This window comes from Herbiconiux oxytropis, from assembly GCF_024979315.1.
Classification (GTDB): Bacteria; Actinomycetota; Actinomycetes; order Actinomycetales; family Microbacteriaceae; genus Herbiconiux; species Herbiconiux oxytropis.
Window position 1 is genome coordinate 442,814 of sequence record NZ_JANLCK010000002.1, and the last position, 11,634, is coordinate 454,447.

Annotated in this window: 10 protein-coding genes; 4 read left to right on the forward strand and 6 right to left on the reverse strand. The window is 71.5% G+C overall.

What is annotated here, in order from left to right; genetic code table 11:
* Positions 1-4: 4 nt before the first annotated feature.
* The 3 genes from N1028_RS05195 to N1028_RS05205 are packed head-to-tail and all read right to left on the reverse strand — an operon-like array spanning position 5 to position 2,062.
* Positions 5-436, reverse strand: a complete 432-nt coding sequence (locus tag N1028_RS05195) for a hypothetical protein (RefSeq protein WP_259525762.1) — start codon at positions 434-436, stop codon at positions 5-7.
* Complete coding sequence (locus N1028_RS05200; RefSeq protein WP_259525763.1) at positions 433-1,443, reverse strand: DUF916 domain-containing protein; 1,011 nt, start codon at positions 1,441-1,443, stop codon at positions 433-435. The genes N1028_RS05195 and N1028_RS05200 overlap by 4 nt, the downstream gene beginning before the upstream one ends.
* Positions 1,444-1,450: 7 nt before the next feature.
* Entirely contained in the window at positions 1,451-2,062 is a 612-nt protein-coding gene (locus N1028_RS05205) for a hypothetical protein (protein WP_259525764.1), read from the reverse strand.
* Between the two features lie 306 nt (positions 2,063-2,368).
* Between N1028_RS05205 and N1028_RS05210 the strand changes: the two genes are divergently transcribed.
* Positions 2,369-5,593 (forward strand): 3-keto-alpha-glucoside-1,2-lyase-like domain-containing protein, encoded by a 3,225-nt coding sequence (locus tag N1028_RS05210; RefSeq protein WP_259525765.1) that lies wholly within the window; start codon positions 2,369-2,371, stop codon positions 5,591-5,593.
* 109 nt (positions 5,594-5,702) lie between these two features.
* The gene (locus N1028_RS05215; RefSeq protein WP_259525766.1) at positions 5,703-7,955 is read left to right on the forward strand and encodes an MMPL family transporter; all 2,253 of its coding nucleotides are present in this window, start codon (positions 5,703-5,705) and stop codon (positions 7,953-7,955) included.
* Between the two features lie 77 nt (positions 7,956-8,032).
* Here the strand turns inward: N1028_RS05215 and N1028_RS05220 are convergent, their stop codons facing one another.
* Positions 8,033-8,668: a YitT family protein gene (locus N1028_RS05220; RefSeq protein ID WP_259525767.1), complete on the reverse strand. Its 636-nt coding sequence runs from the start codon at positions 8,666-8,668 to the stop codon at positions 8,033-8,035.
* Positions 8,665-9,768: a histidinol-phosphate transaminase gene (gene hisC / locus N1028_RS05225; protein ID WP_259525768.1), complete on the reverse strand. Its 1,104-nt coding sequence runs from the start codon at positions 9,766-9,768 to the stop codon at positions 8,665-8,667. Before hisC ends, N1028_RS05220 begins: the two co-directional genes overlap by 4 nt.
* Positions 9,769-9,867: 99 nt before the next feature.
* On the opposite strand from hisC, the gene N1028_RS05230 reads away from it, so the two are divergent.
* On the forward strand, positions 9,868-10,398 hold the full coding sequence (locus tag N1028_RS05230; RefSeq protein WP_375163446.1) for an Lrp/AsnC family transcriptional regulator: 531 nt from the start codon (positions 9,868-9,870) through the stop codon (positions 10,396-10,398).
* 4 nt (positions 10,399-10,402) lie between these two features.
* A complete protein-coding gene (locus N1028_RS05235; RefSeq protein ID WP_259525770.1) occupies positions 10,403-11,197 on the forward strand; it encodes an SDR family NAD(P)-dependent oxidoreductase in 795 nt (264 codons plus the stop codon).
* 13 nt (positions 11,198-11,210) lie between these two features.
* Here the strand turns inward: N1028_RS05235 and N1028_RS05240 are convergent, their stop codons facing one another.
* Positions 11,211-11,630 carry a PPOX class F420-dependent oxidoreductase gene (locus N1028_RS05240; protein WP_259525771.1) on the reverse strand — a complete coding sequence of 140 codons (420 nt, stop codon included), beginning with the start codon at positions 11,628-11,630 and terminating at the stop codon, positions 11,211-11,213.
* Positions 11,631-11,634: the final 4 nt, after the last annotated feature.

Below are 11,634 nucleotides of genomic sequence, written 5' to 3' on the forward strand. Positions count from 1 at the left end.
CGGCTCAGCGCGAGCCGCGGTCCGCCGTGGCGCGCGACCCTGCACGCGACATCGAGGCCGCAGCGACCACCATGCCGGATGCGCCGAGCGCGAGGGCGAGGACGAGCCCGGGAGCGAGATCCACACCCGTGTCGGCGAGGTCGCCGTCGGGGCCCGGCCCGGGCCCGGACGTCGGAGCCGGGCCCGGGCCCGGGGGGGGAGACGGATCGGGAGTGGGCGGGACGGTGGGCCGCGGGGTGATCTCGACCCCCACCACGATCCCCGGCGCGGGCCCGGGATCAGGTGCGACGGTGCCCACCCGCGTCAGGGCGAGGGCAGGCCCGGCTGTGACGGTGCCGAGCGTGATCGTCCCGACTGCAGCAGCCCCCAGCAAGGCACCCGTCAGTGCGATGGCTCGTGCCGAGGCGCTCCACCGAGCCCGCAGCGTCGCGCTCATCGGGCGACCGCCGACTCGCGGCGGCCCTCGGCGCGGGCCTCGGCGATGAGCCGCTCCACCGCGGCCTTGCGGCGCCGCCTGCCGATCACGAGCAGCACGATCACGAGCGCGATCCCGGCGAGCACCGCCAGGTGCAGCCACGGCACCGCCCAGACCGTGACCGTCTGCGTCACCGGCGCCACCGCGAGCCCGGGGTCGCTCGGCACCGACGACTCCACCACCACGTCGACCGTGATCAGGCCGATCGGCCAGGCCGAGGTGGGGGCGACGATGACGGATCGGGACTCGCCGGGGAACAGATCGCCACGGTCGGTCACCGCGCCGTCGACGCGCTCCCCGAACGCGAGCTGCGTGTTGCCGGTGTTCTCGGCCGTGTAGCCGACCGCGAGCGATCCGGGGGTGAAGAGGTTCCACGAAGGTGCGTAACCGACCGTCGCATCCGTGACCTCGAGGGCGGGGGCGAGTGCGCCCGTGACCTGCGTCATCACGCGGAAGCCGACCCGGCTGTTCACCCCGATCTGCGCGCCGTCGCTCGTGGTGCCCGTGCTCGAGACCGAGGCGGCGATGCCCGCGGCGTGATCGCCGGGGGTCGCGTTCTCGGGCACCGTGACCGTGAAGGGCACGACCGCTGTCGCGCCGGGCGCCACGGTCACCGACTCCTCGACCGTGATCCAGGTGCCGGCGGCCACGGAGGTCTGACCGGCCTGCAGCATGTTGAAGCGACCGGTCTCGGTGAAGTAGCCGTCGGCGGCATCGAGGGCGAACGTGGTCTCGGTGGCACCGAGGTTGCGCAGCGCCAGGTGCTCCGTGAAGGTCGCGCCCGGAGCGAGCTCCTGCTCCACCCAGGAGCGGCCGTCGGGGCCGTCGGCGGTGGCGGGCGCCACCGACCAGGTCACGTCGTCGGGTGACGGTGTCGGCGCGGCAGAGGCAGCCACCGCCGGCCCCGCCACCGCCATCAGCGCCGCGGCCGCGAGAGCGGCGGCCGCGGTCAGAGCCTTCGCTCTCACGTGCCGGCTACTCGAACAGGGACAGCGTGAGCGTGGCCGAGTACTGGCCGGGCGCGACGGTGGCTCCGGTGAGCAGCTCGAGCCCGGCGTTCGCCGACCAGCTGCCCTCGGGTGCGATCTCGGCCGAGTCGTAGGCCACCGAGAGGATCTCGGAGTCGACGAAACCCTCGCCCGGGTCGACCTCGTCACCCGCCGAGACGCTGCCGGGGTCGCCCGCCACGAGTGCGGGGGCCCAGCCGAAGCTCTCGGCCGAGACGATGTCGGGCTGCCCGGCGTCACCGGTGAAGTCGGTGATCGAGCCGAGCACGTACCAGAACGCGCCCTCGGGGATGTCGGCGGGGTCGCGGGTGTCTGTCACGGTGACGGTCGGCAGAGTGCCGGTGAATTGGCGCGAGGTGGCGGTCGAGCCCGACTCGGTGAGGGCGGCGGAGGAGCCGGCCACGGTCATGGCGAGCACGCCGGGCCCCTCGAGCTCCGGGATCTCGACCGACACGGCGACGTCGCTGTCGCCGTAGGGGTCGTCGAGGGCGGCGGCGAGTCCGCTCGATCCGATGACGGAGAGCGTCAGGGCTCCTGCGGCCGCGATGCTCACGCGGTATCCGATGGCACGTCTGTTCACGGTGATACTCCAGGGTCGGTCCGCTCAGCGGAAGATCAGCCCGCCGGCACAACCGCCGTCGGTCGGGGCGACTCTACGTGTTCCGGAGGACATTTGTCGAGGGACAATTTAAAGTTGTAGACCCGGCGCGCAAAAGCTGCGTACACTTCAGGCGCCGGACGGATGCGTGGTTGCCTCTGCTCGGTCTGTGACGTCTCACGCAAAGGAGCAATGGTGCCCACACCTGTCAGACCGCCGAGTACTCGGCTCAGATCACGAACCGGATCCGCCGCGATCATCGCCGGAACCCTCGCAGGCCTGCTGGCCGTGACCGGCTTCGCGCCCGCCGCGCTCGCCGCGATCCCGGAGCAGGAGCCCGGAGTGACACTCCGCGCGTTCCAGATGCCCCCGGGCCTCGCCGACTTCTGCACCATCAAGTCGGGCAGCACCCCCAACGTCGACAAGCTCATGCCCACGATCAACTGGGTCAGCGAGGCCGACTTCGGCCTGAGCGACGACTTCCTCGCCGAGGTCACGGCCAACCTCACAGTGGCCACGGCCGGCGCCCACACCTTCCGCCTCACGAGCGACGACGGCTCCAAGCTCTCGATCGACGACGCGCTCGTGGTCGACCACGGCGGCCTGCACGGCAACACCTCCAAAGAGGGCGCGGTCACGCTCACCGCGGGCACGCACGCCCTGCGCCTGGACTACTTCGAGGGCGGCTACGGCCAGGAGCTCAAGCTCGAGTGGAAGAAGCCCGGCGCCACGACCTTCGAGATCGTGCCCACGGCGGTGCTCAGCACCGACGCGAACGTCGTGCGCGTCACGGCCCCCGGCACCAAGTACTGCGAGGGCGCGGCCGACACCGCCGGCGACGGCCTGCGGCTCGACTCGGTCAACCCCGACTACACGCTCACCGACCTCCGCCCCGCGGGCTTCGAGCCCAAGGTCACGGGCCTCGACTTCACCGACGACGACGAGCTCGTGCTCATCACCTCGGGATCGGTCAGCTCGGCCGGCTGGGTTCCGGATGCCCAGCCCGGCGAGGTCTACCTCGTCGCCGGCGCGACCGGCGCGACGAGCGCCGCCCAGGTCGTCCCCACGAAGATCGCCACCGACCTCCTGAACCCCATGGGCGTCGCGGTCATCGGCGACGAGATCTTCGTCTCCGAGCGGCACCAGCTCACGAAGCTCACCGACCCCGACGGCGACGGCTTCTTCGACCTGCACTCGAAGGTCGCGGAGTGGCCCGACGGCGGCAACTTCCACGAGTTCGCCTTCGGCCTCGAGCACGACGACGAGAACTTCTATGTGAACCTCTCGGTCGCCATCGACAACGGCGGAGCGACCACCACCCCGCAGCCCGCCCAGAACCGCGGCACGGCCATCAGCATCAGCCGCACCACGGGTGAGGTCAGCTACATCGCGGGCGGTCTGCGCACGCCGAACGGCGTCGCGCTGAGCGCCGAGGGCGAGCTCTTCGCCACCGACAACCAGGGCGGCTGGCTGCCGGCCTCGAAGCTCGTGCACGTGGAGGAGGGCAAGTTCTTCAACCACTTCACGACTCCGGCAGGCCCCTTCGACGCGAACCCCGTCTCGCCGCCCGCGGTCTGGATCCCCCAGAACGAGATCGGCAACTCCCCGAGCGCACCGCTCATCCTCGACGACGGTCCCTTCGCCGGCCAGATGCTGATCGGTGACGTGACCTACGGCGGCATCCAGCGCGTGGCCCTCGAGGAGGTCGCCGGTGAGTACCAGGGCGCCATCTTCCGCCACTCCGCCGGTCTCGAAGCCGGCGTCAACCGCATCATCGAGGGCCCTGACGGCGCCTTCTACGTGGGCGGCATCGGCGAGGGCGGCAACTGGGGCGAGACGAACAAGCTCAAGTTCGGGCTGCAGAAGCTCACCCCGACGGGTGCCAACACGTTCGACATGAACACCGTGAAGATCACCGAGACCGGGTTCGACATCACCTACACCCAGCCCATCTCGGAGGAGACCGTGGCCGACATCGCCTCGGCCTACCGCGCCGAGCAGTGGCGCTACGTGGCCACGCCGAGCTACGGCGGGCCCAAGGTCGACGAGGAGATCCTCGTGGTGACGGATGCGACGGTGTCGGAGGACCGCAAGACGGTCTCGATCACCCTCCCCGGCATCAAGCCCGGCCACGTCGTGCACCTGCGCTCGCCGCGGCCGTTCGCCTCCGAATCCGGAGCCGAGCTGTGGAACACCGAGGCCTGGTACACCGCCAACTCGGTCCCCGGCTACGTGGCCCCGGCCGATCGCGGCTGGTACGAGGCCGAGGCTGCGTCGCTCACGGGCGGCACCAAGCCCGACACCGAGCACAACGGCTACTCCGGCACCGGCTTCGCGGCGGGCATGCAGAGCACCGGCGCGGCGGTGACCTTCACCACGAATGTCGCCGAAGCAGGCTCCTACCCGGTGAACCTCCGCTACGCCAACGGCCCCAACCCGTTCGACGGCACCAAGACGGTCTCGGTCTACGTCAACGACGTGGAGGTGGCCCCGTGGTCGCTCACGAAGACCGGCAACTGGAAGACGTGGACCACGGCGACCAGGAACCTCGACCTCGCGGCCGGCACCAACCGGATCTCGATCCGGCAGGATGCGGGCGACTCCGGCAACGTGAACCTCGACGCCCTCTCGGTGGGTGCGAGCACCGACATCTGCGCCCCTGGCGAGGTGGAGGAGGGCTACACGGGCCTCTTCGACGGCACGCTGGCGAGCTTCGACAAGTGGCGGCTCTCGGGCCCCGGCTCGTTCGGCCGCATCACCGATGACTGCAGCCTGCGCGGTTCTGGTGGCCTGGGCCTCCTCTGGTACACGGCGGCCGAGTTCGAGGCCTACAGCCTCAAGCTCGACTGGAAGCTCGTGGCCGACCACAACGGCGGCGTCTTCGTGGGCTTCCCCGACCCGGGGAACGACCCGTTCGTGGCCGTCAACCAGGGCTACGAGATCCAGATCGACGCCACGGATGCGCCGGATCGCACCACGGGATCGATCTACACCTTCCAGGGTGCGAACCCCGAGGCGGTGGCCGCTTCGCTGAAGCCCGTGGGCGCCTGGAACTCGTATGAGATCGTGGTGCAGGGGCAGACGATCAAGGTCGTGCTGAACGGCACGGTCGTGAACGAGTTCACGAGCACCGATCCGGCCCGCGACATCTCGCAGGGCTTCGTGGGCATCCAGAACCACGGGGCGGGTGAGGCGGTCTCGTATCGCGACATCCGCATCAAGGAGCTGGATGCGGCGCTCGCGGTGACCGCGACCGCCGAGGTGCGCTGCGTGGCCGGCAAGGCGCTGGTGGCGGTTCGGGCCACCAACGGCGACACCGTCCCCGTCGACCTCACCATCTCGACGAGCTACGGCGAGAAGACGCAGAAGGCCGTGAAGCCGGGTGCAGCCCTGTTCCACACCTTCACCACGCGGCTGAAGAGCATCCCCGCCGGCACGGCGACCGTCACGGCCACGGCCGACGGGCGCACGGGCGCGGCGGAGGTGACCTGGGCCGCGAAGAGCTGCGGTTGACGCCGCTCTGATCCCACCGATCCCCCGGGGGCGGGCCGCACGCCGGCCCCCGGGGGATCACCCCTTCCTCTTTCAATCCCCCCGCTCGGTCACGGAAGGACCACCGCTCATGCTCGAATCCCTCGGACGCTGGGTGGCTCGCCGCCGCGTGATCGTGCTCGCCGCGTGGGGAGCGCTCATCCTCGCCGGCCTCGTGCTGGGGGGCGGGGTCTTCGATCACACCAGCCCCGTGCAGGACTCGCCCACCGGGAGTGAGTCGATGCTCGCCGACGAGCGGCTCGACGCCCTCGACCCCGAGGGCGAGATCGTCACGGCGGTGCTCACCGGCGCCGACTTCTACTCGCCCGAGCTCATCGCGAACGCGGGGGCCGTGATGCAGCAGCTCCGCGAGGTTCCCGGTGTCGTCGAGGTCAAGGACGCTTACACCTCGGGCGGCATCGTGGGCGACGACGGCCGGAGCTCGCTCGTGACCGTCGAGCTCGAGCAGTCGCTCGACGAGGCCTCGACGCTCGCGGCGGCGACCGAGGTCTCGGAGCTGCTCCGCACGATCGAGCCCGCCGATGTGCTCGTGGGTGGCAAGTTCCTCGCAGAGCAGGCGTTCGTGGATCGCGCCGTCACCGACGCCGCGATCGGCGAAGGCATCGCGATCGTCGTGCTCTTCGTGCTGCTCGTGGTGGTGCTCGGCGGCGTGCGGGTGGCCGCGTTCCCGGTGGTCGCGGCGCTCGCCGTGATCGCGGTCGCGCTGCTCGCGCTCTCCGGACTCATCCTGCTGATGCCGGTCAACGAGTTCGCGGTCAACATCGTGACCATCCTGAGCCTCGGCCTCGCTGTCGACTACAGCCTGCTGGTGATCGCGCGGTTCCGCGAGGAGCGGCACCGGAATCCGGAGGCCGCCCTCGCCGACTGGGTGGGGGCGACGGTCGCGTCGTCCGGGCGCGCGGTGCTCGTCTCCGGCCTCGCCGTGTTCATCGCGCTCGTGGGGCTCATGCTGCTCGGCGACCCGCTGCTCTCGGGCATGGCCGTGGGCGGGGCGGCCTCGGTGCTGCTCGCCACGCTGGCGGGGCTCACGCTCGTGCCCGCGCTGCTCGCGGCGTTCTCGCGGCACGTGCCGGCGCCGGGGCGGCGGCGGTGGCCGCTGCGGTCGATCCCGGCGGATGCGGCGGTGCCGGGTTCCGCGGGTGCGGGCGCGGTTCGGTCCGGATCGGCCGGCTCCGCGGTGCGGGTCGGGGCCCTCGGGCGGCTGGCGATGCTCGCGCAGCGGCGTCCCGTGGCGGTCGCGGTGGGGGCCGGTGCGGTGCTCCTGCTGCTCGTGGCGCCGCTCGCCACGCTCACCGTCGGGAGCTCCGACATCCGGGCGCTGCCCGTCGAGGCCGAGGAGCGCCGCACGAGCGAGTTCGTCGACGCAGGCTTCGCCGACCTCAGCGAGACCGCGGCGAGCGTGCTCATCAGCGCTTCCGTGACCGATCCGCGGGTCGTCGGCCTCCTCGACGAGATCGCCGCGCACGAGCTCGTGATCGACGCCGACCAGGTGCTCGACCTGCCCCAGGACGTGACGGTGGCCGAGTTCGCAGCCCCCGGCGACACCACCGGAGCCGAGGCGCAGCAGCTCGTGCGCGACATCCGCTCGCTTGCCGCCTCACCCGCCTACGCCGACCTCGAGGTGCAGGTCGGGGGGCCCGCCGCCGAGGTCGTCGACACCCAGGAGCACCTGCTCGAGCGGCTGCCGCTCGCGCTCGGTGTGGTGCTCGTGGCGACCTTCGGGCTGCTGTTCGCGCTCACCCGATCCGTCGTCATCCCGCTGAAGGCCGTGGTGCTCAACGCGCTCACGGTGGCGGCCACGGTGGGGGCGCTCGTGGCGGTGTTCCAGTGGGGCTGGGGTGCCGGGCTCCTCGGTTTCGCGCCGTGGGGGGCGCTGGACGTGACGACGCCGCTCATGATCGCGCTGCTCGCGTTCGGGTTGTCGATGGACTACGAGGTGTTCCTGCTCGCGCGCATCGCGGAGGAGTGGCGGGCGCGCGACCGCACGATCGACCCGCGGGTGGCGAACGACCGGGCCGTGCTCCGCGGCATCACGGCGACCGGGCCCGTGGTGACCACGGCGGCGGTGGCCATCGGGGTCGTGTTCCTGGGGTTCTCGGCGAGCAGTCTCGTGGGCATGAAGGAGGTCGGGATCGGCATGGCGATCGCGATCCTGCTCGACGTCACGATCGTGCGGGGGCTGCTGCTGCCGGCGCTCATGACGCTGCTGGGGCGGTGGAACTGGGCCGGCCCCGGGTTCGAGCGGAGCTCCGGCGTCGAGACCCACCCGTCAGGGGACTCACGCCCGGCGGAAGCCCTCGTGGAGTCGGGTTCGCGTTCATAACGGCAAACCTGCCGGCATCCGGGTCGATATACGGCTCGGATGCCAGCACGTTTGGCGTTCTCCACCGGAGACGGCCGTCAGACGCCGTGGTAGCGGCCCGGGCGGTGGTTGAGGGCGAGCACGAGGTTCAGCAGCACCGCTCCGGCCGCCGAGAGCAGCACGGTGGGCACGGGGGCGACAGCGAACGCGCACGCCACGATCGTGACGTCGATCGCCATCTGCACGTAGCCGGCCCGCCAGCCGAGGCGCTCCTGCAGGATGAGCGCGAGGATGTTCACCCCACCGAGGCTCGAGCGGTGCCGGAAGAGGATGAGCAGCGCGACCCCCGCGAGCAGGTTGCCGGCGATCACCGCGAAGACGGGGTCGATGCGGTCGAGGTCGACGGCGACCGGCACGAGCAGCGAGAAGCCCGAGACGAGGGAGACGCTGAGGGCGGTGCGGAGGGTGAAGGTCCAGCCCTTCTTCCACACGGCGAGCCCGAAGAACGGCAGGTTCACCACGAGGAAGAGCACCCCGAACGGGATCGGCACGACGTAGCTCAGCAGCAGCGAGAGGCCCGCGGTGCCCCCGGTCACGGCGCCCGTCGACTTCAGCAGGAAGAGCCCGAGCGACGACACGAAGGTTCCGGTGAGCACGCCGAGCACGTCTTCGACGGGCGAGTGGGCGAGCGGATCGCGGACGATGCCGCTGGTCGTGCGGGTGGTGCTGCTCACCGTGCACCCGCCGGCGCGGGCTCGGAGGCGAAGCGCGTGAGGGAGGCGAGCACGCGGTCGTTGGTGGCGGGGTCGGCGAGGGTGATGCGGAGGCCGTCTCCCGCGAAGCCGCGGGCGAGGATGTCATCGGCCGCGAGGAGTTCGAGCGCGCGCTCACGGTCGGCGTCGCCCAGCCGCAGCCAGACGAAGTTGGTCTCGCTGTCCGGGGCGGCGAAGCCGAGCTCGCGGAGGGCGGTGAGCAGGCGCGCCCGCTCGGAGCGGACGAGCGCCACGCGCTCCCGCAGCTCGTCGCCGGCGGCGAGGGAGGCGATCGCGGCCCGCTGGGCGAGCGCGCTCACCGTGAACGGCATGCCCGCCCGCCGGAGCGCATCCGCCACCGGCTCGGCCGCCACCGCGTAGCCCACTCGCAGCCCGGCGAGACCGTGGGCCTTCGAGAAGGTGCGCACGATGCAGACGTTCGGGTGCCGGTGAAGCAGCTCGATCGCCTCTGTCGGCCCGGCTGAGGAGTACTCGAGGTAGGCCTCGTCGAGCACCACGAGCACGTGCGGCGGCACCGCGGCGAGGAACGATTCGAGCTCGGCGCACGAGAGGGCCGTGCCCGTGGGGTTGTTGGGGTTGCAGACGAGCACGACGCGCGTGCGCTCGGTCACGGCGGCGGCCATGGCTGTGAGGTCGTGGCGGTCGAGCGGATCCAGCGGCACGGGAACGGGAACGGCCCCGGCCAGCTGCACGAGCAGCGGATAGAGCTCGAACGAGCGCCAGGCGAACACCACCTCGTCGCCCGCGTCGCAGTGCGCCGTGATGGTCTGCTGCAGCACGCCCGTGCTTCCTGCTCCCACCACGACCTGGCCGGTCGAGACGCCGAGGGCGGCGGCGAGGTGCTCCCGCAACTCGAGCGCGCCGTTGTCGGGGTAGCGGTGGAGCTCGGCCGCCGCACGGGCCACCTCCTCGAGCACCGAGGGCAGCGGCGGGTAGTGGCTCTCGTTCGAGGCGAGTGCTGCGGTGGCGGCCGTCGAGGCCCGCCGCCCCGCCACGTACGGCGGCACGGCCCGCACGACTCCTCGAGCGGGCGGCAGCACGGAGGGCGAGGTGGCGGTCATGATCACAGTGTGCGGAGCAGTTGTGCACGAATGCAATCGATGGGATGTCTGCTGCGCAGAATGCTCATGACAGGCGCTGGAACTGACAGAATGACCGACATGATCAGCCTCGACGACCTCGACGCCCGCATCCTGCTCGCCCTCGACGACGACCCCGACGCCACGGTGCTCGCCCTCGCCTCGGGCCTCGGCGTGGCCCGCAACACCGTGCACGCCCGGCTCAAGCGGATGACCGCGGGTGGCGCTCTCGGCTCGTTCTCGAAGCGCGTCGACCCGGCGGCGCTCGGGTATCCGCTCGTCGCCTTCGTCTGGATCGCGATCAGTCAGGACGCCACGGAGCAGGCCACGGCGGGGCTTGCCGGCATCCCCGAGATCGTGGAGATGCACGCCACCACGGGTGACGCCGACCTGCTCGCGAAGGTCGTGGCCCGCGATCCGGCCCACCTGCACCGCCTCACCACGCGCATGCTGCGGGTCGATGGCGTGCAGCGCACGAGCACGGCGCTCTCGCTCGTGGAGGCGATGCCGCACCGCGTGCGCAGCCTGCTCGAGCAGGCCGTCACGCCCCAGGGCCAGCGGGGTGGGCTCGTTCACCGGGCGAGCCCGAACGGGCGAGGTGGAGGAGGATGAGGGCATGCGCATCGACCTCAGCGGCAGGACCGCCCTCGTCACCGGATCCACCTCGGGCATCGGCTTCGCCATCGCGTGCGGTCTGGCCGACGCGGGCGCGGAGGTGGTGGTCAACGGCCGCTCGGCCGACCGGGTCGCGGATGCCGTGGGGCGGCTCCGCGAGGAGCATCCGGAAGCCGGCATCCGCGGGATCGACGCCGATGTCACGACCGACGAGGGTGTGGCGAGACTCCTCGGCGATCTCCCCGCCGTCGACGTGCTCGTGAACAACCTCGGCATCTTCGGCTCGGCCGAACCGCTCGCCATCGCCGACGACGAGTGGCGACGCTACTTCGACACCAACGTGCTCACCGCCGTGCGGCTCATCCGGAGCTATCTGCCCGGCATGATCGACCAGGGGTGGGGGAGGGTGATCGACATCGCGAGCGATTCGGCCGTGGTGATCCCCGCGGAGATGATCCACTACGGGGTGTCGAAGACCGCCCTGCTGGCGGCGTCCCGCGGGTTCGCGAAGGCTGCGGCGGGCACCGGGGTGACCGTCAACTCGGTGATCGCGGGCCCGACGCACACCGGGGGCGTGGAGGACTTCGTCTACGAGCTCGTCTCGCGCGATCTGCCGTGGGACGAGGCGCAGCGGGAGTTCATGCGACTTCACCGCCCGCAGTCGCTGCTGCAGCGACTGATCGAGCCGGAGGAGATCGCGAACATGGTGGCCTACCTCGCCTCACCGCTGGCCTCGGCCACCACGGGCGGGGCGCTGCGGGTCGACGGCGGGTACGTCGACTCGATCCTGCCGTGAGTCGCGTGCTCTCTCAGCGCGCGCGAGTGAGGAAGGCGGCCGAACCCATCGCGGTCAGGTCGGCGAGCAGGATGACGACGCGCTGCGGGTTCTCGCGCGGCTGGCGGTAGCGCGCGGCGTAGCGATCGACGCCCTCCTGCACCGAGGCCGGGTCGTCGAGGATGCGGGCGGTCCCGCTGAGCGTGAGCCAGCGCGCTCCCTCCACCTGCGACACCGCGGCGCGGCCGTCGCGGCGCACGTTGAGCACCTTCTGGCTCGGGCCGTTCGTGATGATGCGCACGACCCCGCGACCCTCGTCGCCCTCGGCGTCGAACGTGAAGCCCACGGGCACGACGTGCGGGGCTCCGCTCGGGGTGAGGGTCGAGAGCGTGGCGAGGTGGTACTCGGTCACGAACTCGAGGCCCTCCGGGGTGAGCAGGGTCTCGGTGGTCATGGCC

Bases quoted from the DNA above. Each gene is read 5' to 3' on its own strand.
- N1028_RS05195 (WP_259525762.1), bottom strand. From the start codon at position 436: ATGAGCGCGACGCTGCGGGCTCGGTGGAGCGCCTCGGCACGAGCCATC.
- N1028_RS05215 (WP_259525766.1), top strand. From the start codon at position 5,703: ATGCTCGAATCCCTCGGACGCTGGGTGGCTCGCCGCCGCGTGATCGTG.
- hisC (WP_259525768.1), bottom strand. From the start codon at position 9,768: ATGACCGCCACCTCGCCCTCCGTGCTGCCGCCCGCTCGAGGAGTCGTG.
- N1028_RS05230 (WP_375163446.1), top strand. From the start codon at position 9,868: ATGATCAGCCTCGACGACCTCGACGCCCGCATCCTGCTCGCCCTCGAC.
- N1028_RS05235 (WP_259525770.1), top strand. From the start codon at position 10,403: ATGCGCATCGACCTCAGCGGCAGGACCGCCCTCGTCACCGGATCCACC.
- N1028_RS05240 (WP_259525771.1), bottom strand. From the start codon at position 11,630: ATGACCACCGAGACCCTGCTCACCCCGGAGGGCCTCGAGTTCGTGACC.